21 protein-coding genes and 1 other RNA gene are annotated in these 25,059 nt (G+C 63.4%); 8 read left to right on the top strand and 14 right to left on the bottom strand.

Going from position 1 to position 25,059, the window contains the following annotated elements; translation table 11 throughout:
* Positions 1–5 precede the first annotated feature (5 nt).
* From IWX88_RS05980 to IWX88_RS05970, 3 genes are all read right to left on the bottom strand, one after another.
* Positions 6–1,046: a hemolysin family protein gene (locus tag IWX88_RS05980; protein WP_196828266.1), complete on the bottom strand. Its 1,041-nt coding sequence runs from the start codon at positions 1,044–1,046 to the stop codon at positions 6–8.
* Positions 1,043–2,353 carry a hemolysin family protein gene (locus IWX88_RS05975; RefSeq protein ID WP_196828912.1) on the bottom strand — a complete coding sequence of 437 codons (1,311 nt, stop codon included), beginning with the start codon at positions 2,351–2,353 and terminating at the stop codon, positions 1,043–1,045. The genes IWX88_RS05980 and IWX88_RS05975 overlap by 4 nt, the downstream gene beginning before the upstream one ends.
* A 112-nt stretch (positions 2,354–2,465) precedes the next feature.
* Complete coding sequence (locus IWX88_RS05970) at positions 2,466–3,905, bottom strand: GuaB1 family IMP dehydrogenase-related protein (protein ID WP_196828264.1); 1,440 nt, start codon at positions 3,903–3,905, stop codon at positions 2,466–2,468.
* 153 nt (positions 3,906–4,058) lie between these two features.
* On the opposite strand from IWX88_RS05970, the gene IWX88_RS05965 reads away from it, so the two are divergent.
* Positions 4,059–7,811: a multifunctional oxoglutarate decarboxylase/oxoglutarate dehydrogenase thiamine pyrophosphate-binding subunit/dihydrolipoyllysine-residue succinyltransferase subunit gene (locus tag IWX88_RS05965; RefSeq protein WP_196828262.1), complete on the top strand. Its 3,753-nt coding sequence runs from the start codon at positions 4,059–4,061 to the stop codon at positions 7,809–7,811.
* 95 nt (positions 7,812–7,906) lie between these two features.
* Here the strand turns inward: IWX88_RS05965 and IWX88_RS05960 are convergent, their stop codons facing one another.
* The gene (locus IWX88_RS05960) at positions 7,907–8,149 is read right to left on the bottom strand and encodes an anti-sigma factor (protein WP_196828260.1); all 243 of its coding nucleotides are present in this window, start codon (positions 8,147–8,149) and stop codon (positions 7,907–7,909) included.
* Complete coding sequence (locus IWX88_RS05955; protein WP_196828258.1) at positions 8,146–8,928, bottom strand: sigma-70 family RNA polymerase sigma factor; 783 nt, start codon at positions 8,926–8,928, stop codon at positions 8,146–8,148. The genes IWX88_RS05960 and IWX88_RS05955 overlap by 4 nt, the downstream gene beginning before the upstream one ends.
* A 170-nt stretch (positions 8,929–9,098) precedes the next feature.
* Between IWX88_RS05955 and aroA the strand changes: the two genes are divergently transcribed.
* The 5 genes from aroA (at position 9,099) to IWX88_RS05930 (ending at position 14,019) form a co-directional block, all read left to right on the top strand.
* Positions 9,099–10,508, top strand: a complete 1,410-nt coding sequence (gene aroA / locus IWX88_RS05950) for a 3-phosphoshikimate 1-carboxyvinyltransferase (protein ID WP_196828256.1) — start codon at positions 9,099–9,101, stop codon at positions 10,506–10,508.
* A 3-nt stretch (positions 10,509–10,511) separates the two neighbouring features.
* Complete coding sequence (rsgA, locus tag IWX88_RS05945; RefSeq protein WP_196828254.1) at positions 10,512–11,537, top strand: ribosome small subunit-dependent GTPase A; 1,026 nt, start codon at positions 10,512–10,514, stop codon at positions 11,535–11,537.
* A gap of 10 nt (positions 11,538–11,547) precedes the next feature.
* Complete coding sequence (locus tag IWX88_RS05940; RefSeq protein ID WP_196828252.1) at positions 11,548–12,360, top strand: inositol monophosphatase family protein; 813 nt, start codon at positions 11,548–11,550, stop codon at positions 12,358–12,360.
* Positions 12,361–12,536: 176 nt separating this feature from the next.
* The gene (locus tag IWX88_RS05935; RefSeq protein ID WP_196828250.1) at positions 12,537–12,890 is read left to right on the top strand and encodes a hypothetical protein; all 354 of its coding nucleotides are present in this window, start codon (positions 12,537–12,539) and stop codon (positions 12,888–12,890) included.
* Between the two features lie 205 nt (positions 12,891–13,095).
* Positions 13,096–14,019 carry a LysR family transcriptional regulator gene (locus IWX88_RS05930; RefSeq protein WP_196828248.1) on the top strand — a complete coding sequence of 308 codons (924 nt, stop codon included), beginning with the start codon at positions 13,096–13,098 and terminating at the stop codon, positions 14,017–14,019.
* A 66-nt stretch (positions 14,020–14,085) separates the two neighbouring features.
* On the opposite strand, the gene IWX88_RS05925 is transcribed toward IWX88_RS05930, so the two are convergent.
* The 3 genes from IWX88_RS05925 to ssrA form a co-directional block, all read right to left on the bottom strand.
* Positions 14,086–14,886 carry a 3-hydroxybutyrate dehydrogenase gene (locus tag IWX88_RS05925; RefSeq protein WP_196828246.1) on the bottom strand — a complete coding sequence of 267 codons (801 nt, stop codon included), beginning with the start codon at positions 14,884–14,886 and terminating at the stop codon, positions 14,086–14,088.
* Positions 14,887–15,331: 445 nt separating this feature from the next.
* Positions 15,332–15,988, bottom strand: coding sequence for a hypothetical protein (locus IWX88_RS05920; RefSeq protein ID WP_196828244.1), 657 nt, complete (start codon positions 15,986–15,988; stop codon positions 15,332–15,334).
* Positions 15,989–16,072: 84 nt separating this feature from the next.
* Positions 16,073–16,447: a transfer-messenger RNA gene (ssrA, locus tag IWX88_RS05915) on the bottom strand.
* A gap of 179 nt (positions 16,448–16,626) precedes the next feature.
* Between ssrA and IWX88_RS05910 the strand changes: the two genes are divergently transcribed.
* On the top strand, positions 16,627–17,295 hold the full coding sequence (locus tag IWX88_RS05910; protein ID WP_196828242.1) for an SIMPL domain-containing protein: 669 nt from the start codon (positions 16,627–16,629) through the stop codon (positions 17,293–17,295).
* Positions 17,296–17,451: 156 nt separating this feature from the next.
* Here the strand turns inward: IWX88_RS05910 and smpB are convergent, their stop codons facing one another.
* From smpB to prfB, 6 genes are all read right to left on the bottom strand, one after another.
* Complete coding sequence (smpB, locus tag IWX88_RS05905) at positions 17,452–17,928, bottom strand: SsrA-binding protein SmpB (protein WP_196828240.1); 477 nt, start codon at positions 17,926–17,928, stop codon at positions 17,452–17,454.
* Positions 17,929–18,120: 192 nt separating this feature from the next.
* Positions 18,121–18,378 (bottom strand): YbdD/YjiX family protein, encoded by a 258-nt coding sequence (locus IWX88_RS14190; RefSeq protein ID WP_196828238.1) that lies wholly within the window; start codon positions 18,376–18,378, stop codon positions 18,121–18,123.
* On the bottom strand, positions 18,365–20,629 hold the full coding sequence (locus IWX88_RS05895; protein WP_196828236.1) for a carbon starvation CstA family protein: 2,265 nt from the start codon (positions 20,627–20,629) through the stop codon (positions 18,365–18,367). The genes IWX88_RS14190 and IWX88_RS05895 overlap by 14 nt, the downstream gene beginning before the upstream one ends.
* 238 nt (positions 20,630–20,867) lie before the next feature.
* Positions 20,868–21,782, bottom strand: coding sequence for a permease-like cell division protein FtsX (ftsX, locus tag IWX88_RS05890; protein ID WP_196828234.1), 915 nt, complete (start codon positions 21,780–21,782; stop codon positions 20,868–20,870).
* Complete coding sequence (gene ftsE / locus IWX88_RS05885; RefSeq protein ID WP_196828232.1) at positions 21,779–22,549, bottom strand: cell division ATP-binding protein FtsE; 771 nt, start codon at positions 22,547–22,549, stop codon at positions 21,779–21,781. The genes ftsX and ftsE overlap by 4 nt, the downstream gene beginning before the upstream one ends.
* Before the next feature lie 79 nt (positions 22,550–22,628).
* Complete coding sequence (gene prfB / locus IWX88_RS05880; RefSeq protein ID WP_196828230.1) at positions 22,629–23,738, bottom strand: peptide chain release factor 2; 1,110 nt, start codon at positions 23,736–23,738, stop codon at positions 22,629–22,631.
* A 59-nt stretch (positions 23,739–23,797) separates the two neighbouring features.
* Here prfB and IWX88_RS05875 point away from each other — a divergent pair, with 59 nt between their 5' ends.
* The gene (locus IWX88_RS05875; protein ID WP_196828228.1) at positions 23,798–25,042 is read left to right on the top strand and encodes an MFS transporter; all 1,245 of its coding nucleotides are present in this window, start codon (positions 23,798–23,800) and stop codon (positions 25,040–25,042) included.
* The last annotated feature ends 17 nt before the right edge of the window (positions 25,043–25,059 follow it).

Raw genomic sequence — 25,059 nt, 5'->3', positions numbered from 1 at the left:
GCCGATCAGCTGCGGCGGGTCGCATCCTGCACTTCGCCCACGAGCTCTTCGATGATGTCCTCGAGGAACAGCACACCTCGGGTCTGACCCGAGTCGTCGAAAACGCGCGCGAGGTGCACCCCGGAGCCGCGCATGGTGGCGAGGGCGTCTTCGAGATCCATTCCACGGGAGATCGAAATGAGGTGGCGAATGCGTTTCGGCGGCACCGGTTCGTCGAATTCGCCAGCATCGTCAAGGTCGAGCACGTCCTTGAGATGCAGGTAACCGGTTGGCTCGCCCTCATCGTTGATGAGTACGTAGCGGGAGAATCCGTTCTGTGCGACGGCACGCTCGACTTCGGCCGGGGTCGCAGCTTCCGTCAGGCTCACGAGGTCGGGCATCCCCACGGCGATGTCCTTCACCTTCTTGGTGCTGAATTCGAAGGCCGCGTTGAGCGCCCCGATGGAGTCGGTGAGCACGCCCTCCCTGGTGGATTGCGCCACAATGATTGCCACTTCGTCGACGGTAAAGGCGCTGTTGGCCTCGTTTTTGGGCTCCACCCGGAACAGGCGAAGTACTCCGTTCGCTGCCCCGTTGAGCGCCCAGATGATCGGACGGAAGACCATCGAGATGAAGACGAGTGGGGGCGCCAGAATCAGCGCCGCACGATCGGGCACCGAGAAGGACAGGTTCTTCGGCACCATCTCGCCGATCACCACGTGCAGGAACGAGACGATGAGAAGCGCGACGATAAACGCGATCGTGCCGATTGCATCGTCGGACAGATTCGTGAGAGCGAGCGGGTACTCCAGCAGGTGATGGATGGCCGGTTCAGACACATTCAGGATGAGTAGCGAACACACGGTGATACCGAGCTGGCTGGTGGCGAGCATCATCGTGGCGTGCTCCATGGCATAGAGCGTCGACTTTGCTGCACGACTGCCCGCCTCCGCCCGCGGTTCGATCTGCGACCGGCGTGCCGAGATGACGGCGAATTCCGCGCCGACGAAGAAACCATTGATCAGAAGCAGGATCACCAGCCAGGCAATGCCCCAGGTGTCGCTCATGAGGAAGCTCCCCCGGGGATCACCGCGGGGTCAGCCGTCGGCGTGTACCGCACGCGATCGATGCGTCGACCGTCGAGTCGCTCGACTCGAAGCTCCCCGCCCTCTACCGCCACGGTATCGCCGACGAGCGGCAGTCGGCCGAGTTCGCTCATCAGGAACCCACCGACCGTCTCGTAGTGCTCCTCTTCCGGAATCGCGACATCCGCCCGTTCGAGAAGTTCATCCGGGCGCAGCATTCCAGGAAAAGTGATCCAGTCCCGGGAACGGACGACGCCCTCGAGAGTGCGGTCGTGTTCGTCGGCGACCTCTCCGACGAGTTCTTCCACGAGGTCTTCGAGCGTGACGACACCGGCGGTGCCGCCGTATTCATCCACCACGACGGCCATCTGGTAGCCCCGTCCGCGTAACTCTCCGAGCAGCACATCAAGTTTCATCGTCTCCGGTACGCGCAACGCGCCGGACTGCAGGGCCGAGACCGGCACATCCGCGCGCTTCTCCCGCGGCACAGCTACCGCTTGCTTCACGTGCACGAGTCCGACCACGTCATCAAGCGAATCGTCGATCACCGGAAACCTCGAGAAGCCGGTGCTCTGGGCTAGAGCGATAACGGTAAACGCAGAGTCGGTGCGGTCGACGCTCGACACTCGCGGCCGCGGCGTCATCACGTCGGTAGCGATGTGCTGGCTGAAGACAAGGGTTCGGGCCAGCAGTGTTGCGGTGTCGCGGTCGAGACTCCCCTCCGTAGCCGATCGCCGAACGAGAGAGCGCAGTTCCTCTGCGGTTCGGGCGGAGGAGAGTTCTTCCTTCGGCTCAATTCCCACCGAGCGCAGGATGACGTTGGCGGTGTTATTGAGCAGCGCAACGAATGGGCGAAATACCGCCGTGAATCCCACCTGGAATGGGATCACAAGCTTCGCGGTGGCGAGGGGAAGCGCAAGTGCGAAGTTCTTCGGCACCAGCTCACCCACGATCATCGACAGGAGCGTTGCGATGACGATGGCACACACCGATGCAATGACCGTGACGAGTTCGGTGGTCAGTCCCAGCCCGGCGAGCGGTGCTGCAAGAAGCCCTCCGATGGCCGGTTCCATGGTGTACCCGGTAAGCAGAGTCGTGAGGGTGATGCCCAGTTGGGCACTCGAGAGATGTGTCGAGGTGATCTTGAGCGCACGGATGGTGAGTCCAAGGCGTTTCTCCCCGCGCGCCGCCCGGGACTCGAGGTCTGACCGGTTGAGGTTTACGAGAGAGAACTCGGAGGCGACGAAGAGACCGGTTCCGACAGTGAGCAGCAGGCCAACACCGAACATTGCCAGCTCATACACGGGCGTCACCGCGGGCGGTACAAGGGGCAGGTCTCCGTAAAGGGGGGTCGTCCATTATTCCGATAAGTGTACGTGACCGCGCCGAAAAATAACCTGCCTACCAACTCACCGGAAGTGCCTTGCCCTCCTCATAACCGGCAGCGGACTGGATGCCCACCAACGCACGCGAGTGGAATTCCGAGAGATTCGCCGCACCGGCATAGCTCAGCGCTGAGCGCACGCCGGACGTGATCATGTCGAGCAGATCTTCGACCGACGGGCGCAGTGGGTCGAGATAGATTTTCGATGACGAAATGCCCTCGGCAAACAGGGTCTTACGGGCAAGCTCATAGGGGCTGAGCCGGTCAAAGCGGTCGTGCACGGCCTTGGTGGAAGCCATACCCCAGCTCTCCTTATACAGCAGGCCAGAAGCATCCGTCTCGAGCGTGCCCGGTGCCTCGATCGTGCCGGCGAACCAGGATCCGATCATGACCGATGACGCCCCAGCAGCGAGCGCGAGTGCCACGTCTCTCGGATACCGCACGCCCCCATCCGCCCAGACCTGAGCGCCGAGTTCCCGTGCGGTTTCTGCAGTCTCGAGCACGGCTGAGAACTGTGGACGACCTACCGCCGTCATCATGCGGGTGGTGCACATAGCGCCGGGGCCGACGCCGACCTTGACGATGTCTGCCCCAGCGGCCACGAGATCCTTCACCGCGGCGGCCGTGACGACATTGCCTGCCACAACGGGAATGCCAAGCCCGAGGGCCTTCACCGCGCGGATGGCACGCAGCATGCCCTCCTGGTGTCCGTGAGCGGTGTCGAGCACCAGCACATCGACTCCCGCCGCGGCGAGTGCGGCAGCCTTGGCTGCGACATCACCGGTGATTCCCACTGCCGCGGCGACCCGCAGCCGGCCGCTCGCATCGAGGGCCGGCGTGTAGAGGGTGGAGCGCAGGGCACTCGTCCGGCTGAGTGTGCCGACGACGGCGCCGTGGTGCAATACCGGTGCAAATTCGAGGTCGGCAGCGACCATCAGGTCGAACGCGGCACGTGCATCCGCCACATCGTCGGCATCGATCGACGTGAGCGAGCCGTGCAGCAGGTCGCCGAGGCGGGCATCGGGAAGTGCGGTGCCGAGTCGGAGTGCCGGGATGCACCCGAGAAATACCCCGCGGTCGTCGGTGATCACGACGCCGTGGCTGCGGATCGGAGGGATCTGCCGCAGCGCTTCGGCCACCGTCTGGCTCTCGGTAAGAAGAATCGGAATGTCGAAGGCCGCCGATTGCGACTTGACCCAGCGGATCGCGGCATCCAGATCCTGCAGGTGCAAATCCTGTGGCAGCACCCCGAGTCCCCCACGGCGAGCAAGGGTTGCCGCGAGGCGTGGTCCGGTCACCGAGTTCATGTTCGCGGCCACAATCGGGATGGTGGCACCGGTACCGTCGGCTGGCGTGAGCGAAACTGCGAGTCGGCTGCCGACATCCGACCGGCTCGGCACCAGAAAGACATCGGAATAGGTGAGGTCATGCCGGGGTGTCGTCTCGTAAAACTCCATGGCCTATACGGTAATCCCTCACCGGCTGACTGGGTTGTGCGCAGAGATGCGATTAAGCTTGATTAGTCTGCGGCCATCGAGCACCACCGGCCCGCAACACGGAGTTAATCAGTGAGAAGTACAGCGATTCAAAAAGAGAGTGGGCGATCGGCTGTGACTAGCCAAGTGACCGGAGTGGCATCGGAAGATGGGTCTTCGGGCGATTTCGGAGCAAATGAGTGGCTCGTCGATGAGATGTACGAACGGTTCATCGCCGACCGTAACTCGGTAGACGAGTCGTGGTGGCCGATTCTCGAGAGCTACCACCGGACCACGATCGAGGCATCCTCCGCTGCCCCAGCCCCGACTCCACCCTCCGCTCCTGCCGAGCCGGATGCACCGGTGGAACCGCCAACCACTACGGGTAGCCAGCCCATCGCGCGGACTACTTCGATCCAGCCGAAACCGCAGCCGATCCCGGCGCAGGCACCCGAAGCACCCCCCGCAACAGCGCCGGTCGCGACAACGGATCCGGCGATTAACGAGCCCCAGGATGTCGTCTCGCCGCTCAAAGGTATGTCGAAGTCGCTTGCCGCGAACATGGATGCCAGCCTCACCGTGCCAACCGCGACGAGCGTGCGCACCATCCCGGCCAAACTCATGATCGACAACCGCATCGTCATCAATAACCACCTCAAGCGCGCGCGCGGCGGCAAGGTGTCATTCACCCATCTCATCGCCTGGGCTCTCGTGCAGACGCTCAAAGAGTTTCCCAGCCAGAACGTGTTCTACGACGAGGTGGACGGCAAGCCGTCTGTGGTTTCACCGGCTCATATCAATCTCGCGATCGCAATCGATCTGCCCAAGCCGGACGGCACCCGTGCGCTACTGGTGCCCGGCATCAAGAACACCGAGTCGATGGGCTTCCAGGAGTTCCTCGTTGCCTACGAAGACGTGGTCAGCCGTGCGCGCAACAACAAGTTGACCGCCACCGACTACGCCGGCAACACGATCTCCCTCACTAACCCGGGTGGTATCGGCACCGAACATTCCGTACCCCGTCTCATGAAGGGGGCAGGTGCGATCATCGGCGCCGGAGCGCTCGAATACCCTGCCGAGTTCCAGGGCATGGCACTCACAACGCTCGCCGATCTCGGCATCGGCAAGACGATCACGCTCACCTCGACCTACGATCACCGCGTCATCCAGGGTGCCGGTTCCGGTGAGTTCCTGAAGAAGGTGCACGAGCTGCTCATCGGCCAGCGCGACTTTTACCAGGGCATCTTCTCCGACCTGCGTATCCCTTATGAGCCCATCCATTGGGCCAGCGACATCCATGTGGATCTGGGCAACCAGGTCGGCAAGACCGCCCGGGTGCAGGAGCTCATCAACTCGTTCCGGGTGCGTGGGCACCTCATGGCCGATGTCGACCCGCTGGAATATAAGCAGCGCACCCATCCCGACCTCGATATCGCCAGCCACGGCCTCACCTTCTGGGACCTCGACCGTGAATTCGTCACGGGAGGATTCGGTGGCCGTCCGGCTGCGCTGCTGCGGGAGATCCTCGGCGTACTTCGCGACTCCTACTGCCGCACGATCGGCATCGAGTACATGCACATTCAGGATCCGGCCCAGCGGGCCTGGATCCAGCAGCACGTGGAGAAGGTCTACACCAAGCCGAGCAAGGACGACCAGCTGCGCATCCTCGGCAAGCTCAACGAGGCCGAAGCCTTCGAGACCTTCCTCCAGACCAAATATGTGGGCCAGAAGCGCTTCAGCCTCGAGGGCGGGGAATCGACGATTGCGCTGCTGGATGCACTGCTTCAGGGTGCAGCCGAGGCCAACCTCGACGAGGTTGCCATCGGCATGGCCCACCGTGGCCGTCTGAACGTGCTCACGAATATCGCTGGCAAGACCTACGGCCAAATCTTCCGCGAGTTCGAGGGCACCCAGGATCCGCGCACCGTGCAGCGATCGGGCGACGTCAAGTACCACCTCGGCACCGAGGGAACGTTTACCAGCGCCAAGGGCGTGAAGATCCCGGTCTACATCGCAGCGAATCCCTCCCACCTCGAGGCGGTGGACGGAGTGCTCGAGGGCATCGTTCGAGCGAAGCAGGACCGCAAGCCGATCGGCACATTCAACGTGTTGCCGGTGATGGTGCACGGTGATGCCGCAATGGCGGGCCAGGGCATCGTTTTTGAAATCTTGCAGATGTCGCAATTGCGCGCGTACCGCACCGGCGGAACCGTGCACGTGAACATCAACAACCAGGTTGGCTTCACGACTCCTCCGGGTGAGGGGCGCACATCCGTCTATTCGACGGACGTCGCGAAGACCATCCAGGCCCCGATCTTCCATGTCAACGGAGATGACCCTGAGGCGGTCATCCGCGTTGCCGAGCTCGCCTTCGACTATCGCCAGCAGTTTCACCGCGACGTCGTGATCGACCTCATCTGTTACCGCCGCCGCGGGCACAACGAGGGCGATGACCCCTCGATGACCCAGCCGCTGATGTACAACCTGATCGAGGCTAAGCGCAGTGTGCGTGCGCTCTACGTGGAGGCTCTGATCGGCCGCGGTGACATCACGCAGGACGAGTACGACGCAGCTCACGCCGACTTCCAGGATCGCCTTGAACGCGCCTTCGCCGAAACCCACGCGGCGCAGACCGGCTCGATGCCGATCATCACCTCGGATGGCAATGCGGTCGCCGACCTCGAGCGTCCTGCATCCCAGCAGGATGATCGCAGCGGCGAGCCGACATCCACGGCAGTGAGCGAGGCCGTGATCGCAACGATCGGTGACGCCCACGACAATCCGCCGGTCGGTTTCGCGGTGCATCCGAAGCTCCAGCAGCTGCTGAAGAAGCGCACCGAGATGAGCCGAAGCGGATCGATCGACTGGGGCTTTGGCGAGCTACTGGCGCTCGGCTCGCTTCTGCTCGAGGACACACCGGTGCGTATGGCCGGGCAGGACACCCGGCGTGGCACTTTCGTGCAGCGACACGCCGTTCTGCACGACCGCATCAACGGGCAGGAATGGCTGCCCCTCGGCAACCTCAGCGCCAACCAGGCCCGGTTCTGGATCTATGACACCCTCCTCAGCGAGTATGCGGCGATGGGTTTTGAGTACGGCTATTCTGTCGAACGTGCCGACGCGCTCGTGCTGTGGGAGGCACAGTTCGGTGACTTCGCCGACGGCGCCCAGATCATCATCGATGAGTTCATCTCGAGCGCCGAACAGAAGTGGGGCCAGCGTTCGAGCGTCGTACTTCTTCTGCCACACGGCTACGAGGGACAGGGGCCCGACCACTCCTCCGCTCGAATCGAGCGGTACCTCCAGCTGTGCGCCGAGAACAACATGACCGTTGCGCGACCGTCGACCCCCGCGTCGTACTTCCATCTGCTTCGTCGCCAGGCCTATGCCCGGCCACGACGCCCGCTCATCGTCTTCACTCCGAAGGCGATGCTTCGGCTGCGGGGCGCGACGAGCGAGATCGCGGAGTTCACCACTGGCAAGTTCGAACCCGTAATCGACGACGCGGCGATCACCGACAAGAGTGCCGTCAAGCGAGTCGTGCTGCACGCGGGCAAGATTCACTATGACCTGCTCGCCGAGGTAGAGAAGCGCCAGCTGACGGATGTCGCACTCGTACGTATCGAGCAGTATTACCCGCTCCCCCAGGAGCAGCTGACGGTGGTGCTCGCACAGTATCCGAATGCCGACCTGGTATGGGCCCAAGAGGAACCGGAGAACATGGGTGCCTGGCCATTCATCTGCCTCGCGCTGGCGAAGCGACTGACACCGGGCCGCGACATCTCGGTGGCGTCGCGCCCCGCATCCGCGAGCCCGGCAACGGGATCATCAAAACGCAGTGCGCAGGAACTCATCGACCTGATGGACGAAGCGCTGACCGTGCGCTGAACCCCTACGCGTGACGAAGACCAGCGCCTGATGGCGGTGGCCTTCGCTGCGTCAGGATGGCCGAATGCGGCCTTGCTGCTGGGCCGTTGGGGATCTTAGTGGCCGGACTGCAGGGTCCGCAGCGTGAGCAGCACCTGGTCACGCAGGTCACTCGGGGCGGTTTCTTTGCAGGCGCGCTGCACGGCCTGGGTCAGGACCACTCCCACGTGGGCCTCGTCGGTGCAATCATCGCAATTGGCGATGTGCTCGGCGATATCCGCGGCATCCGTCTTGGCCAGTTCATTACGCAGGTATTCCTCGAGTTCGGCTTTCGCCTTATCGCATCCGCAGTCGGTCATTTCTTTTTACTCCCAGCAGTGGCGGGTTTGGCACGCGTACCCGAGGTGTTGATTCCTCGTTCGATCGCGTACTCGGAGAGCAGGTCCCGCAGCATCCGCCTGCCACGATGCAGTCGGCTCATTACGGTACCCACCGGGGTCTTCATGATGTCGGCGATCTCCTGATAAGCGAAGCCCTCGACATCGGCAAAGTAGACGGCCATTCGGAAGTCTTCGGGGATGCCCTGGAGGGCATCCTTCACCGCACTGTCTGGCAGATGATCGATCGCTTCCGCCTCAGCGGATCGGGTCGAACGAGCCTGGGTCACCGATTGGGCGCCGCCGAGCTGCCAGTCTTCGAGCTCGTCGATAGTGCCCTGGTACGGGTCGCGCTGCTTCTTACGGTAGTTGTTGATGAACGTGTTGGTGAGGATGCGGTACAGCCACGCCTTGAGATTTGTGCCCTGCTGGAACTGCGAAAAGGCGGCGAACGCCTTGACGAAGGTCTCCTGCACGAGGTCCGCGGCGTCCGATGGATTACGCGTCATGCGCAGTCCTGCCGCATAGAGCTGGTCCATGAACGGGATCGCCTGCGCCTCAAAGAGTGTTCGCACGTCAACAACCGGCGCGTCGGACTCACCGCTGGCGGGCACGGGTTCGTTAGCGAGCACGGGTTCGTTAGCGAGCACGGGTTCGTTAGCGAGCACGGGTGCGTTAGCTAGCACGGGTGCGTTAGCTAGCACGGGTGCGGCCGCCGCGGACTCGGTGGGAGTGGCTGAGTCGTCCTTCGAAGTGGTCATCGCCGGTAATCTTACGATGCCGCGCTGGCGCGCAGTCTGGCCCCGAAACGAGAAGCCGGCAGCCGCGGGTCGAACGACTGTCGTGGGGCGATCAAGCAGAACTGACACGGGGCATCCTCTTCCTCGGTCGCAGCTCTTCAGGGACGCTGTGCCGATACCCTTAGTAACCGATGCATGTATTCAAGTATTCCGGCCCCGAGTTCAACCCCTTCGGTGACGAGGGTCTCATTGTGGGCGGTGAGCCAGGGCCATGGGTCGCGCCCGTCGCGACCGGCCCGCTTGCTGCTCGGCTTGCGCTACCCGGATCCAAATCGCTCACCAATCGCGAACTCGTGCTCTCGGCGATCGCACACGGACCATCGACGCTGCGGGCGCCCCTTAGATCCCGCGACACCGCCCTCATGATCCAGGCTCTTCGGTCGCTCGGCACTGACATCGTCGAGTTGCCGGGCGATTCGCCCTTCGGACCCGACCTGCTCATCACTCCCGGCGAGCTCTCCGGCGGCACCTCCATCGACTGCGGTCTCGCCGGCACCGTCATGCGTTTTCTGCCCCCGATTGCCGCACTCGCACTCGGGCCGGTCGCCTTCGACGGCGATGAATCGGCTCGCAGACGGCCCATGCGCACCACGATCGACTCGCTACGGGCCCTGGGAGTGGATGTCAGCGACGACGGCCGGGGCATGCTCCCGTTCAGCCTGTACGCCACCGGTTCTGTCGCGGGTGGCGAGATCGAGATCGACGCCTCCGCCTCGAGCCAGTTCGTGTCTGGCCTGCTGTTGGCCGGTGCACGCTTTACGAACGGGCTCACCCTGCGGCATATCGGCGATGGGCTGCCGAGCCTCGCCCATATTGATATGACCATCGCGACTCTCCGGCGCCGCGGCGTGATCGTGCAGAACCCGGAGCCAGGGCTCTGGGTCGTGCCGCCCGGACCGATCGCGGGCATCGACATCACGATCGAGCCAGATCTCTCCAATGCCGGGCCATTTCTCGCCGCCGCACTGGTCGCCGGTGGCTCGGTCACGGTCACCGGATGGCCGACTTCCACGACCCAGGTGGGAGCGGAACTGGCCACCATCCTCACCGACATGGGTGGTGAGGTATCTCTCGTCGAGACGGGTGAGGGGGTGGGCGACCTGACCGTCACCGGCACCGGCGCCATTCGCGGCATCCGCCTCGACAACGCGAGCGAACTCGCGCCCACCATTGCGGTTCTCGCAGCCCTCGCCACTGTCGAGGGCTCGGAGACGGTGCTCACCGGAATCGCCCACCTGCGCGGTCACGAGACCGACCGGCTCGCAGCCCTCGCTGCGGAAATCAATGCTCTCGGCGGAGACGTCACCGAGACGGACGATGGCCTGATCATCCGTGCGCGTGCGCTGCACGGCGGCCTCTGGCACAGCTACGAAGACCATCGGATGGCGACAGCCGGCGCAATAATCGGACTCGCGGTCGACGGGGTGACGGTGGATGACATCGCCACGACCGCCAAGACTCTTCCCCAGTTTCCCGAACTCTGGACCAGATCGCTACTCGGTCTGCGCTCGCGCTCTGCCGATCCGCTTGATCTGTTCTAAGCCATGAGCTGGCTCACCGAGGTCGACGACGATGACGACGACAAGTACGCCGACTACGAGGCTCGCAATCGGCCCAATCCCAAGGGAAACCGGGCGCGAACGAAGATCCGGCCGGAGCACACGGATGCCGTGACGGGACGCGTCTTCACCGTGGACCGCGGGCGGTACTCGGTGATCGTCGGTGAGGGCACCGCCGATGAGCACGCCGCACTCGCTTCCCGCGCGAGCGAACTGCGCAAACAGCCGATCGTCACGGGCGACTACGTCGATCTGGTCGGTGACACCTCTGGCGATGAGGGCACTCTCACCCGCATCGTGCGTATCCAGCCGCGCACGACCGTTCTGCGGCGCAGTGCGGATGACTCGGATGAAGTCGAGCGCATCATCGTCGCCAACGCCGACCAGATGCTCATCGTGGTGGCTGCGGCCAATCCGGAGCCGCGCCCACGACTGGTCGACCGGTACTTGGTGGCGGCGTTCGACGCCGGACTCACACCGATCCTCTGCATCACCAAGACCGACCTCGCCGATCCGGGCGAGTTTCTCGCAAACTTTGCCGGGCTCGACATCACCGTCGTACGAAGCGGTGTCGACGCGATGCCAACCGGCGAAATCGCAGCACTGCTCGAGGGCCACACGACCGTGGCCGTCGGCCACTCCGGGGTCGGCAAGTCCACTCTGGTGAACGCGCTCGTGCCCGCCGCGAACCGGGCGATCGGCCGGGTCAACAGCGTCACCGGGCGCGGAAGGCACACCTCCTCATCCACCATCTCCTATCGAGTGGGCAGCGGCTGGGTCGTCGACACTCCCGGTGTGCGATCGTTCGGGCTCGGGCACGTCGACACCGCGAACATCCTGCGCGCGTTCACTGATCTCGCAGCGATTGCCGAGGACTGTCCGCGGGGCTGCACCCACTTGCCTGACGCACCGGATTGCGCGATGAACGAGCGGGTAGCCGCGGGCGAGCTCGGCGAATCGGGCACGCTGCGGCTCGATTCGTTCCAGCGCCTGCTTGCCTCGCTCACCTAACCTTGACTCCGTGACCGATTACAGCCTGCAGTCCGACCTGTCCTTCGCCCGCGAACTGGCGGATATGGCGGATGCCATCTCGATGGACCGCTTCCGCTCCACCGACCTCGTTGTCACGACCAAACCCGACATGACACCGGTGTCGGATGCCGACCGGGCAGTCGAGACTGCATTGCGCGCGGCAATCGCCGATAGCCGCGCGGGCGACTCGGTGCGTGGCGAGGAGTTCGGCGTCTCAGCGGGGGACGAAGCCAGCTCCCACCGGCAATGGATCATCGATCCGATCGACGGCACCAAGAACTACGTGCGGGGGGTGCCGATCTGGGCCACTCTCATCTCCCTCGCGATCGACGGCGTTCCCGTCGTCGGGGTGGTGAGTGCCCCGGCACTCGGCACACGCTGGTGGGGTGCGACCGGCCAGGGGGCGTTCGTCAACGAACGGCTGGGCTCGACTCATTCCGACCAGGCCCGCCGCATCCACGTATCCCAGGTGTCTGAGCTCGCGGATGCCTCGATCAGCCTGAGCGGTCTGACCCGGTGGGAGAACGCGGGCAAACTCCCCCAGCTGCTTGCTCTCACGCGCGAGGTGTGGCGCACCCGTGACTACGGCGACATGTGGCCGTACATGATGGTCGCCGAGGGCCTGCTGGAGATCTCGGGTGAATACGACCTACAGGTGTACGACATGGCCGCACTGATCCCCATCGTGCAAGAGGCCGGGGGAACATTCACGTCAGTCGACGGCGAGGACGGGCCTTGGCACGGTTCCGCCATCGCCACTAATGGGCTCCTCCATGCCCGCGTGATTGCGGCACTGTCCTGACGCGCGCTGCACAAGCACGGCTTTGCAAGCACGGCTTCACAAGCTCGGCTTCACAAGCACGGCTTCTCAAGCACGGCTTCGCCCGCACGATAAGATCTAGGCGGCTGTTCGGATGATCGGCTACGTGGCCGTTCGGCTGCTCGGTTGTTCAGTTGCCACGAGAAGGAGCGCTCCCCATGCCCGCATCACGTACTCTTCCCAAGCCGCTCGCCGGCCTGGTCTTCGTGCTCGGCTGGGCCATCGGAATTGTCCTCTGGTCGGTGTCCTCCCTCGCTCCCGATGCCCAGACCGGAGCCTTCCTCGTCGATGTGGGAATCCTCGCCGTCTCGGTCGGATTCGCCGCACCGTTCCTCAAGTCGACCAATGGACTGCTGGTCGCACTAGCCCTCGGCCTCGTGGGTATCGGGCTGTTTGCTTTCGGTGACTTCCTGAACGTTGCCGTGATCACCTACCTGCTTCGCTTGCTTGCTCCACTGCTCGCCGTGCTGACCGCACTGTACAAGCTGCTGGACTTCCGAATCTTCGCCTGAGCGACTCCTCGCGGTTCAGGGCTCACCGCATCCGGTGGGGCCGAGGTGAAGTGTCACCTTCGCAGGCACATTCGGCCCGGAACGATGCGATGGTGACACCCCACTCGAACCGTCCCCTGCTCGGCAGGAAAATCTCCCATCGCGTGCAGCACTCGTCAGGCCCTCAATAGCCACGTCGGCACAGTTTTTCTGCATACTTGCAAATATGCAGGAATTTGCTGTGACATCAGCCGCACCCAACCCGGACGACCTTCTCGTGCTTCTCGCCGTCTCTCGCACCGGTCGATTCACCTCCGCGGCCGAAAGCCTCGGTCTCAACCACACCACGGTCTCGCGCCGCATCGCCGCGCTCGAAAAGACGCTCGCTGGTCGAGTGCTGTCGCGCACAGTGGGGGGCTGGGAGACGACCGAGCTCGGCCGCCGGGCGGTGCTGGCCGCCGAAGCAGTGGAATCCGCGATCGCTGATCTCAGAGGCACCCCGGAAAATGCCCGCCAGCTGAGCGGGGTGGTGCGGATGTCTGCCACCGATGGATTCAGCGCCTACATCGCTACTCCGGCCATCACCGCTCTCCAGCGGAAGTATCCACAACTCCGGGTCGAGATCCTCACGGTGACGCGGCGGGCGATGCAGCATCGCTCCGGGCTCGACATCGAGGTCGTCGTTGGCGCCCCACAGGTGCACCGGGCCGAGGCGGTGAAACTCGGTGAGTACGTGCTCGGCATGTACGCTTCGCGCGACTATCTTGCCCAATTTGGGACGCCGGCGGATGCCGCGGAGCTGATGACGCATCCGCTGGTCTATTTCATCGACTCGATGCTGCAGGTGGACGACCTGGATGCCCCGCGACGCCTCGTACCGACAATGCGGGAATCGATCAGCTCGACCAACGTATTCGTGCACGTGGAGGCGACCCGCGCCGGTTCGGGGATCGGCTTCCTCCCGTGTTTCATGGCCGATCGCCACGCCGACCTGGTGAGGCTGCTCCCCGACGAGTTCGCGGAGCAACTGCCCTACTGGATGGTGTTGCGCACCGAATCACTGCGGCAACCCGCGGTAGCCGCGGTCGCGGATGCGCTTCGGGATCGCACTTTGGCCTCTGCGGCTGCACTTCTTGGCCTCAGCACTTAGCTGAGCGCCTCAACCTCGGCGACTCGCTCTGCTTCCTGGCCGCAATGACACGCTGAGTTGACGCCGTCAGCGGGCCGACCAGCCACCGTCCATCGTGTAGCTGGCGCCCGTGACCATCGCCGCTTCTCGCGAGGCGAGCCAGGCGATGAGGGACGCTACTTCTTCGGGTTCCACCAGTCGCTTGATTGCGCTCTCGGTGAGCATGATGCGGCTCAGCACCTCCGATTCGGGAATATCGTGCACCGCAGCCTGCTCCACGAGCTGCTTCTCCACCAGCGGGGTGCGCACATATCCCGGTGCCACGCAGTTGCTGGTGACCCCGCGCGCTCCCCCCTCGAGCGCGGTTACCTTCGACAGCCCTTCGAGGCCGTGCTTGGCAGAGACGTAGGCGCTTTTGAACGCGGAAGCGCGGATACCGTGCACCGACGACACGTTGATGATGCGCCCGAACCCGCGCTCGTACATGCCGGGCAGCGCCGCGCGGATCAGCAGGAATGGCACTTCGAGCATCAGGGTGAGGATGCGGCGGAAGTCAACCGGGTCGAACTCCTCGATCGGGCTTACCTTCTGGATACCGGCGTTATTCACCAGGATATCGATCCGCTCACGCTGCGCGAAAGATGCAGCGTCGGTGACCGCGTCGGTATCGAGCAGGTCGACCGTCCAGGCCGAGCCGCCGATCTCACTCGCGATCGATTCGGCTGCGCCGCCGTCGACATCCACAACCACCACGTGTGCGCCGCGCGCTGCCAAGGCGCGGGATGCGGCGGCGCCGATTCCACTGGCTCCCCCCGTGACCAGCGCGCGCAGGCCGGCAAGGGAGCCTGCAGTCGCTGGGATTTCGAGACCCTGGGGCGAGTCGTTCATTGATGCTCTTTTCTGACAGCTGGTCTTGGCAGCTGGCCTGGCAACCGGTCTCGCAGCTGACTGTGTAGCCGGTCTCGCAACCGGTCTCGCAGCCGACTGTGTAGCCCTACCGCGCAACAAACCGGTAGGACCTCGACCTGATAAGTATTCCTGCACTAAATAATGGGGTCAATCGCCCCTTTCGCAGTTACCATGTGCAATTCTGCACAGTTCAGTGTCACGTGATAGCCGATCCTCCACGGGGATGCCGCCGATCGCGCCGCGCGCATCCACCTCCCCCTTTTCTCACCACCTCCCTGTCCACACGGGTGGGTGGTGAGAAAAACGGGAGACGGTCGCTGGGGTGAGCGGGCAAAGCCGCGGGAGACGGTCGCTGGGGCGAGAGGGCGAAGCCGCGGGAGACGGTCGCTGGGGCGAGAGGGCGAGGCTACGGGAGCGGCGACGGTCACCTCGCCGCGTTAGCACCTGCACTGCGCCACAAGCGGGCGAGGTCGATCGCGACCAGGGCTCGAAGTCGGGTGTCGCGTTCGAGAGTGTAGTCGGCATCCGGATGCTGCATCGGTCCACAATCGAGACGGGACCCGATGGCGTTGCCGAGCTCCGACCAGGCCTTGCCGCGGGCATCCTCCACCACGCTCGCAACATAATCCGGATCGTCCACCAGACGCATGAGCTGCGTCGATAGAGAGGCGTACGCGAGCCCTCGGCGAGTGAGCATCCGGTAGTCGCGTGGGCCATAATCGTGCTCTTTGGAGATCGTTCGGCGCCGATCCGTCCCCGTATTCACCAGCTCGGACATGCGCTCTGCGTACTCGGCCTGCTCAGCCGAGAGCTTGATCAACTCGAGCACGACCCACGACGCCGTCTCTGCCGCCTCGAAACGGTGGTCGTCGCGCAGTGCACTGACGATGATGCGGTTTTTCACCTCCATCGTGAGGGCCGAGCGGGCGATCAGCAGCCCCTCTTCGACAGCGCGCTCGAGCGATATCGGCTCCGCTACCGGCTGGCGCACATAGGGCCGGCTCAGTTTGGGACGACCCAGTTTGGAACGGCCCACTTCGGGACGGCCCGGAACAGGGCGCGGTTCGCGCTTCCTGACCATGAGTGAAATGTCCCGCCTTCAGCGCACCGGATGCCACAGTCGGCAGCTCTGTTGCAACTCTTCAACAGCGCGCGACAGCCGCAAGGGTGGAGATGGGGGGAATTGAACCCCCGTCCACTGCTGTGGTCATATGCCTTCTACGGGTGTATCCAGTGACAGCGTTCTACTCGGCTCCGGAATTTGCCACTGGCATCTAATCCGACGAGCCCAGTCTCAGTAAAAGTCCCGCGGTGCCCTCAGACGTAACACCGCAGCAATCTCCCTAAATTACGCCAGGATCCGGTTAGAGAGCATCCCCGGTCTGACGGACTTCATTAGTGCTCTTGCTTATGCAGCGAGAGCGAAGTCAGCGCGGTTAGATTTCGCACTTATTGTTTGCAGAGATCGTTTACGAGATAACCCTGCATCCTCGACCCGCTTCTCACACTCACGCAGGCAATGTCGAAACCGATCATCCCCAGGTGCACATTTCCTATAGATCAGGAAGTGTGAGCAGCTATCGCGCACTGTTGAATTGTCACGGTCCGCACGCGGACCAGTCTGCCCCACGGCAGCCCTCAAGCTTACGTCTGATCCCTGATGAGAATCCACCGCTCGTGAAAGAATCGGGGAACTATCAGATCTGAATGGAGACGATCATGACCGACACCATCATCACCGTGCAGGGTAGTTTTTCCTCGTTCTATCCGCCGGAGCGGGCAACAGTGCAACTCTCGGTGGGATTCGAGGGGGCGGGCCGGGAGCCGGTCTTTTCCGAGACCCTGGCCGTGTCATCCACTGTGCGTTCGCTGCTTATCGAGCGCCACTCCCCTGCCGCCGGGCCGGTCACGTGGTGGTCGAGCGAGAGCATCCAAGTCTGGAGTTCGAAGCCGTGGAGCCAGGATGGAGTCCAGCTGCCACCGGTCTTTCATTCACGCGTGGGGTTCAGCGTGAAGTTCAGCGATTTCATCGCGATGGCCCAGTGGATCGAGGTGGTAGCTGTACTCGACGGGCTCACGGTCGGCTCCATCACCTGGGCCCTCACCGAGGCGCGGAAGACCGCAGTGATTGCCGAGGTGCGGTCGCGAGCGGTCAAGGACGCCGTGGCAAAGGCCAGCGTGTATGCCCAGGGCATCGGCCTCGGCTCCGTACGCGCTGTTGCGCTCGCCGATCCGGGAATGCTCGGCGAGCGGATCGGGGCATCCGACGACGGGGGATCCCACCCTGCTCTGCGGATGATGTCCGCTGGCTCGGCCCCAGAACTCTCGCTCACGCCGGAAGACATCGAAGTCGACGCGGTCGTGGATGCGCGGTTCGTCGCGAGCTGACACGCTGCGGGTGCGCTGCGGGTGCGCTGCGATGCTCCATGCTGCCGTTTGTCGGGCATGCTGCCTAACGTCTGGCAGCATGGCCAACATTCGGGCGCACGGTCCGCTCCATGCGGCCAAACTCAGCAGTCGCCGAACCCGGTAAGGCCGAACCGATCAGTCGCCGATGTTGCGGCGCGCCGACATGGCCCGATCCGCCTCACGATTGTCTTGGCGCTCACGCAGCGCCTGGCGCTTGTCGTACTCACGCTTGCCCTTGGCGACGGCGATTTCGACTTTGGCCCGTCCGTCGCTGAAATAAATCTTCAGCGGCACGATGGTGTAGCCGCCCTCTTTGGTCTTGTTGTGGATCTTCAGGATCTGCGCCTTGTGCAGGAGGAGTTTGCGCTTGCGACGGGGCGGATGATTGTTCCAGGTGCCCTGGTTGTACTCGGGAATATGCACCGCATCCAACCAGGCTTCGCCGTATTCGACGAACGCGTAACCGTCGACAAGGGACGCCCGACCCTCACGCAAAGACTTCACCTCGGTGCCGGTGAGCACCAGCCCCGCTTCATAGGTGTCTTCAATGGTGAAGTCGTGGCGCGCTTTGCGATTGGTGGCCACAACCTTCTGGCCACGTTCCTTCGGCACGATTCACTCCTGGATTGATTGCGCGCAGGCGCTCCCCGCGCAGCCCTCCACTCTAACCTGCCGACGCGTGACGCGCAGATTACGGATGCGGTCGTCACCATGAACGGGCATTCCATCGGATCGGCACCAACGCCCTCGGCACGCATGTGCAGATGCAGCAGCATGCAGTCGCAGCGTCATGCAGTCGCAGCGTCAGCAGCAGCGCGAGCGGGGGCTGGCCGCGTTGTCACGGTGTTTTTGGCGCCAGAACTCTCGTTCACTCTGAGGCGGCGTCGGATCGTTGTGAGTTGCCCGGTGTGCGAGGTACCGCGCATAACTCGAATCGCCCATTAGCTCGCGCAGATACCAGTGAATGCCGCGGCTGCAGGCCACGAGCCACCCAGCGAGGTTCCTCGGCGACGGCGTCGAGCGAGCCACCGGGACCGTCGGCGCCACATTACTTCGCGACATCCGCCCACCTCTTTTGAACGGCACGTTCCTCCGCGGTAGTCGAGAGACTTCGAGGGGCGTACAGGTGACTGTCGACAATTTCGCTCTCGGTCGATGGCTCACCTCCGGCACGAACCGCGCGGACGCTCACACGAAGGGCCGTCGCGAGTACGATGACAACAAGCACCGCGAACAGGATCGACAGCGTTCCCTGCACGGCGGTGTTGCGCACGACGGCCTGCATCGCCTCGGTCGTCGTCGCCGCGCCGAATGACGTTTTACCATCGGCGAGCGCCGCACGATAGACGCCGTTCTGCGCCCAGTATCCGAGCCCGGGTGTCGGGGAGAAAATCTTCTGGAACGAGGCGGTGAGCGTGACCACCGCGTCCAAAAGCAGCGGCACCCCGGGGATCCACACCCACTTCACGAGCCCTTTCTTGCAGACGATCGCTACACACACCGAAAGAGCGATTGCGGCGAGCAACTGGTTGGCGATACCGAAAAGCGGGAACAGCGTGTTGATTCCCCCGAGCGGATCAGTGACCCCCATGAGCAGGATGCTTCCCCACGCGGCCACGACGACCACCGAAGAGATCCAGGCACCGATTCGCCAGGATGGGTCGCGGAACCGCCGGTTCAGGTTTCCGAGAGTGTCGCTGAGCATGAAGCGGGCGACACGGGTTCCGGCATCCACCGTTGTGAGGATGAAGAGAGCCTCGAACATGATCGCAAAGTGATACCAGAATGCCCGCAAATCCAGCCCGGGAGTGACCCGGTCGAGAATGTTCGCTATTCCGACAGCGAGTGTCGGCGCACCCCCGGAGCGCGACACGAGTGACGTCTCGCCGACCGCGTTGGCTGCCTCGGTGAGCTGCGCGGCGGTTATCCCCCCGCCGGCGACATTCCCCAACCCGCTGATGAAACGGGATGCGGACTCTGCGGTACCCCCGGTGAGCGCGAGCGGCGCGTTCATCGCGAAGTACAGGCCGCGGTCGATGGAGATGGCGGCGACGAGTGCCATGATCGCGACAAATGACTCCATCAGCATTCCGCCATAGCCGATGATCCGGGTCTGCGTCTCCTTCTGGATCAGCTTCGGTGTCGTCCCCGAGGAGATGAGGGCGTGGAATCCGCTGAGAGCCCCGCAGGCGATCGTGATGAAGAGAAAGGGAAAGAGGGTGCCGGCGAAGACAGGACCTGTCCCGGTGAATGCGAAGTCCGTGAAAGCGGGCATCTGCACGACCGGTTGCACGATCAGGATTGCGATCGCAAGGATACCGATGGTCCCGATCTTCATGAAGGTCGAAAGATAGTCGCGCGGCGCGAGCAGCAACCAGACCGGAAGGATGGATGCGACAAATCCGTACGCGATGAGAGCCCAGGCCAGCGTCGTCTTATCCAGCGTGAACCACTCGATGCCCCAGGCCGTTTCGGAAACCCAGCCTCCAGCGACGATCGCGAGAAGAAGAAGCCCAACCCCGATGAAGGAAATCTCGGAGATGCGCCCGGGCCGAAGGTAACGAAGGTAGACGCCCATGAACAGGGCGATCGGGATGGTCATCGCGATCGAGAAGACGCCCCAGGCGCTCTCGGCGAGCGCGTTCACGACGATGAGTGCAAGCACCGCGATGATGATCGACATGATGGCAAGCGTCGCGACGAGGGCGGCGACCCCACCCACGACCCCGAATTCTTCTCTCGCCATCTGGCCGAGTGAACGGCCGCGGCGGCGCATCGAAAAGAACAGAATCAGCCAGTCCTGAACGGCGCCGGCGGCGACGGCCCCGACGATGATCCAGATCGTGCCGGGCAGATAGCCCATCTGCGCGGCGAGCACTGGTCCGACCAGTGGACCGGCTCCGGCAATTGCGGCGAAGTGGTGTCCGAACAGCACCCGCCGGTCGGTCGGCTCGAAGTCCCGCCCGTTATCGAGCACCTCCGCGGGAGTTGCACGACGATCATCCGGCCGCAGAAGTTTGCGCTCGATGAACTTCGAGTAGAAGCGGTAGCCGATGAGGAATGTGCCGACGGCAGCGGCGACGAACCAGACCGCATTGACGTTATCACCGCGCACCAGGGCGAGCATGCTCCATCCCGTCGCCCCGATCAGACCAATGATGACCCAGAGCACGACCTTGGCTGGCGTCCACTTCGCCTTCTGCAACAGCCCGACAGGAGGCTGTGCCGGATCGGTGAACAACTCAACTGTCTCGCCGGGTACGGGTTCACGCGGATCTTGGCCAGCGGACCGGGCTTCGGTGGTACTGGACATTGGGTCTCCTTCGACTCACAACACGCAGGCTCGCAACACGCAGGCTCGCAACACGCAGGCTCACAACACGCAGGCTCACAACACGCACCCAACACGCACCCACGACACGCACTCACAACGCGCGTGCTCACGACCAGCGTCCACTGTGTCCACCCCCGTTTGAGGGTGGCTGCTAGAGAGTCAGCTTAGCGAGGTCACCGCAATCCCCGTGACCGTCACGGCGCTGCGGGAGTTCGGTTTAGACCTTCAGATACCGGCTAATCGCGAAAGACGCTGATGTCGCCGCAAGAACGGCGCCAACCACAAGCAGGATCGGCACGACGACATAGGCCTCGGACATGCCGATAAACGGGGTGTCAAGCGACTGGCTGCCGAGGTATCCCTGCACAAAGAACCGCACGATCGACACCACTGCGAGGCTTGCGAGAACCGATCCGATCAGCGCGGCAATCACCCCCTCCAGAATGAATGGCGTCTGGATGAAGCGGTTCGACGCCCCCACGAGGCGCATGATCCCCAACTCTCTCCGTCTCGAGAAGGCGGACAGGCGGATGGTCGTGGCGATGAGCAGCACGGCAGCGACGAGCATCAGCATGGCAATGCTGACCGCGGTGAGGCTTGCCGCATTGAGAGCAGCAAAAATAGGATCGAGGTATTTGCGTTGGTCGACGACCTGTTCGACCCCGGCAAGACTCGCGACACTCTCGCGGATGACATCCGCCTTCGACGGGTCTTTGAGGTTGATCGAGAAGGTCTCCGACAGGAAGGCCGGGGTGATGAAATCTGCACCGGTCGTGTCTTTGAAATAGGTCTTGTAGTTCTTATAGACCTGGTCGTGGTTCTCGAAGGTGACGGACTTGATCAGGTCACCGAGCGCCGGAGACTTGAGTTGGGCTTCGACCCCCGCCTTCTGGGCCTTGGTCGCCTCGACCAGATTGCACTGTCCCGCGGTCGAGGAGTCGGTGCACATGTAGACAGACACCTGCGCCCGGTCGTTCCAGTAGCCCTTCATCTGCCCGATCTGAAACTGCAACAGGATCGCAGCGCCCACGAAGGTGAGCGAGATGAAAGTGACGAGCACGACCGAAACGACCATCGAAATGTTGCGTCGCAGACCGCTGCCCACCTCCGACATGATCAGGCCGAACCTCATCGCCCCACCTCGTCGGCCTGCCCGGCAATACCGAGATCGGACCGCGCAACGGATGCCGGGCCGAAGCCCTGCAGAGGAATATTCTGGGTCTGGTAGCCACCCTGGCGCTCATCGCGCACAATCTGGCCACTGACCAGTTCGATGACGCGACGCTGCATCTGGTCGACGATGCCCGCGTCATGCGTTGCCATGATCACGGTGGTTCCGCTCTGGCTGATGCGCTCGAGAAGAGTCATGATGCCCGCGGATGTCGAGGGGTCAAGGTTTCCGGTCGGCTCATCCGCCAGCAGGATTGCGGGCTTGTTCACGATTGCCCGGGCGATGGCCACCCGCTGCTGCTCACCACCGGAGAGTTCGTGGGGAAGCCGATTGGTCTTGCCGGCGAGACCCACCATCTTGAGGACGTCCGGTACCGCCTCCTGAATGAAGCCCTTCGACTTGCCGATCACTTGGAGGCTGAAGGCAACGTTGTCGAAGACGTTTTTCTGCGGGAGGAGCCGAAAATCCTGGAACACCACCCCGAGGTTGCGCCGGAAGTACGGCACTTTTCGGCTGGTGAGCTGTCCGAGGTTCTGCCCGAGCACATGGATCTGCCCCTGTGAGGGGTTCTCCTCCTTGAGCACGAGGCGCAGGAAACTGGACTTGCCGCTGCCGGACGCTCCAACGAGGAAGACGAATTCGCCGCGAAGGATCTCAAGCGTCACCGCATTGAGCGCCGGGCGTGCGTTCCCCTTGTAGAGCTTGGTTATGTGATCAAACCGAATCATGACGCCTCCGACTCTAAGGACGTACTCGGCAAATGAGGAAGAGCGACAGGCCAGATGCCGCGACTCTCATAAAATTTCGTTATTCGCTCTGGTCGCGCTTGCGCCACTTGATGCCGGCGCTGATGAAGCCATCGAGGTCACCGTCGAAGACCGCGGTGGGATTGTTGACCTCGTAGTCGGTGCGCAGATCCTTCACCATCTGGTACGGCGCAAGCACGTAGCTGCGCATCTGGTCGCCCCAGCTCGCGGTGATCACCCCGGCGAGCTCCTTCTTCTGCGCTGCCTCGCGCTCCCGCTCGATCAATAGCAGCCTCGACTGCAGCACGCGCATCGCGGCGGCACGGTTCTGGATCTGAGACTTCTCGTTCTGCATCGACACCACTGTGCCGGTGGGAATGTGGGTGATGCGCACCGCCGAGTCGGTGGTGTTCACCGACTGGCCACCCGGTCCACTCGAGCGGAAGACATCGACGCGGATGTCCCCCTCCGGCACTTCGATGACATCGGTGGTCTCGATCAGCGGAATGACTTCCACCGCCGCAAAGCTGGTCTGGCGCTTGCCGGCAGAGTTGAACGGGCTCATCCGTACGAGTCGATGGGTACCGGCTTCGACACTCATCGTGCCGAAGGCGTAGGGCGCATCGACCTCGATGGTGGTCGACTTAATACCGGCTTCTTCCGCGTAGCTGGTGTCGAGTACCTTCGCGGGATAGTTGTGCTGCTCTGCCCAGCGGAGGTACATACGCATCAGCATCTCCGCGAAGTCCGAGGCATCCACTCCCCCGGCTCCGGCGCGGATGGTGACGACGGCGGCGCGCGAATCGAACTCACCGTTGAGCAGCGTCTGCACTTCCAGCTCTCCCAGGAGCTTCTGAATGCTCGTGAGCTCGGTCTGCGCGTCGGCTGCAGCCGAGGCATCCGCCTCCTCGTTGGCGAGCTCCACCATGATCTCGAGGTCATCGAGACGGCTCTGGATGCTCACGATCTTGGCCAGTTCCGCCTGCCGGTGGCTCAGATCGGAGGTGATCTTCTGCGCCTTATCTGTGTCATCCCAGAGGTCGGGCACACCGGCCTGCTCGCTCAGGTCCGCGATCTCGCGCTCGAGTTTCTCCACTCCGACGACGGCGCGGATGTCCGCGAAGGTCGAGCGCAGCGCGGTGATCTGTTCAGAAAAATCAAGCTCGTCCATATCTTCCAAAGACTACCGGGTGCGGGCCTTCGCGCCCTGAGCGAGTAGCCTCGACCCCGATGAGTAGCAGCCCGGAGGACTTCAGTTTCCGGACGATAGCGCTGCCAGCGATCGTGCCCACCCTCCTGTTCTCGGTGGGTGAGGGCGCAATAATCCCCATCATTCCGCAGGTGGCTGACAACCTCGGTGCGTCGCTGGCCATCGCCGGTGTGATCGCCTCGATGATCCTTCTCGGAGAGTTGTTCGGCGACATCCCGAGTGGATGGATCGTGAGCCGCATCGGGGAACGCACCGCGATGATCTACGCGGCACTGCTGTCGATTGTGGGCCTGGTCACGGCCCTCACCGCCCCGAATCCGTGGGTCTTGGGGCTCGGCATCTTCGCCATCGGACTCTCCACCGCGGTCTTCGCGCTCGCCCGGCACGCGTTCATGACGAGTTTCGTGCCACGTGCCTTTCGCGCTCGAGCGCTGGCAACCCTCGGCGGTAGCTTCCGGCTCGGGTATTTCATCGGCCCATTTGTGGCCGCGGCCGTGATCCACCTCACCGGTTCGACGCAGTCGGTTTTCTGGGTGCACATCGCCTGCTGCGTTGCTGCCGCGGTGTCACTGCTCTTGCTGCGCGATCCCGCCACACCAATCGCGACCCGATCAGCAGCCGCGCTCAAGCAGGCAGGGGCGGGGATAAGGACTGCCGAACCGACGGGCTTGTTCCGCACCATCTGGGGGTCCCGATCGGTGCTGGCGCGCCTCGGCACCGGTGCGGCGCTGATCGGTGCGATGCGGGCGAGCCGCCAGGTGATCCTGCCACTGTGGGCAGTGAGCATCGGGATACCGGATGCCCAGACCGCCCTGATCATCGGGGCGGCGGGAGCCATCGACTTCGGTCTGTTCTATGCCAGCGGGCAGATCATGGACCGCTTTGGCAGACTGTGGAGCGCCCTACCGTCGATGATCGGTCTCGGCACCGGACACCTCGTGCTCGCGTTCACCCATGACCTCAAGACAGCCGTGCCGTGGTTTATCGCATCCGCGATCTTCATGTCGTTCGCCAACGGGCTCGGAAGCGGCATCCTGATGACCCTCGGCGCTGACCTCGCCGACCAGCGGAATCCGGCCCCATTCCTCGGCGCGTGGCGGTTCACCGGTGATGCCGGAAGCGCAGTCTCCCCCCTCGCACTCTCCGCGCTGACGGCCGCGGTCTCGATTGCGTTTGCCAGCGGCGTGCTCGGTGTCGTCGGCCTCATCGGTGCTGGCGTGCTTCTTCGCTATGTGCCGCGCTACGCCCCACGTCGGCCGCGCTGACCACCGCTGACCACCGC

It is taken from the genome of Frigoribacterium sp. CG_9.8 (assembly GCF_015751965.1).
Classification (GTDB): Bacteria; Actinomycetota; Actinomycetes; order Actinomycetales; family Microbacteriaceae; genus Lacisediminihabitans.
This window is presented reverse-complemented; position numbering and strand designations above follow the sequence as displayed.

Bases quoted from the DNA above. Each gene is read 5' to 3' on its own strand.
- prfB (WP_196828230.1), bottom strand. From the start codon at position 23,738: ATGGACGAGCTTGATTTTTCTGAACAGATCACCGCGCTGCGCTCGACC.
- IWX88_RS05935 (WP_196828250.1), top strand. From the start codon at position 12,537: ATGCCCGCATCACGTACTCTTCCCAAGCCGCTCGCCGGCCTGGTCTTC.
- IWX88_RS05895 (WP_196828236.1), bottom strand. From the start codon at position 20,629: ATGTCCAGTACCACCGAAGCCCGGTCCGCTGGCCAAGATCCGCGTGAA.
- ftsE (WP_196828232.1), bottom strand. From the start codon at position 22,549: ATGATTCGGTTTGATCACATAACCAAGCTCTACAAGGGGAACGCACGC.
- IWX88_RS05980 (WP_196828266.1), bottom strand. From the start codon at position 1,046: ATGAGCGACACCTGGGGCATTGCCTGGCTGGTGATCCTGCTTCTGATC.
- IWX88_RS05910 (WP_196828242.1), top strand. From the start codon at position 16,627: ATGACCGACACCATCATCACCGTGCAGGGTAGTTTTTCCTCGTTCTAT.
- IWX88_RS05875 (WP_196828228.1), top strand. From the start codon at position 23,798: ATGAGTAGCAGCCCGGAGGACTTCAGTTTCCGGACGATAGCGCTGCCA.
- IWX88_RS14190 (WP_196828238.1), bottom strand. From the start codon at position 18,378: ATGTCGCGAAGTAATGTGGCGCCGACGGTCCCGGTGGCTCGCTCGACG.
- aroA (WP_196828256.1), top strand. From the start codon at position 9,099: ATGCATGTATTCAAGTATTCCGGCCCCGAGTTCAACCCCTTCGGTGAC.
- IWX88_RS05975 (WP_196828912.1), bottom strand. From the start codon at position 2,353: ATGTTCGGTGTTGGCCTGCTGCTCACTGTCGGAACCGGTCTCTTCGTC.
- IWX88_RS05920 (WP_196828244.1), bottom strand. From the start codon at position 15,988: ATGGTCAGGAAGCGCGAACCGCGCCCTGTTCCGGGCCGTCCCGAAGTG.
- IWX88_RS05925 (WP_196828246.1), bottom strand. From the start codon at position 14,886: ATGAACGACTCGCCCCAGGGTCTCGAAATCCCAGCGACTGCAGGCTCC.
- rsgA (WP_196828254.1), top strand. From the start codon at position 10,512: ATGAGCTGGCTCACCGAGGTCGACGACGATGACGACGACAAGTACGCC.
- IWX88_RS05930 (WP_196828248.1), top strand. From the start codon at position 13,096: ATGCAGGAATTTGCTGTGACATCAGCCGCACCCAACCCGGACGACCTT.
- ftsX (WP_196828234.1), bottom strand. From the start codon at position 21,782: ATGAGGTTCGGCCTGATCATGTCGGAGGTGGGCAGCGGTCTGCGACGC.
- IWX88_RS05955 (WP_196828258.1), bottom strand. From the start codon at position 8,928: ATGACCACTTCGAAGGACGACTCAGCCACTCCCACCGAGTCCGCGGCG.
- IWX88_RS05960 (WP_196828260.1), bottom strand. From the start codon at position 8,149: ATGACCGACTGCGGATGCGATAAGGCGAAAGCCGAACTCGAGGAATAC.
- IWX88_RS05970 (WP_196828264.1), bottom strand. From the start codon at position 3,905: ATGGAGTTTTACGAGACGACACCCCGGCATGACCTCACCTATTCCGAT.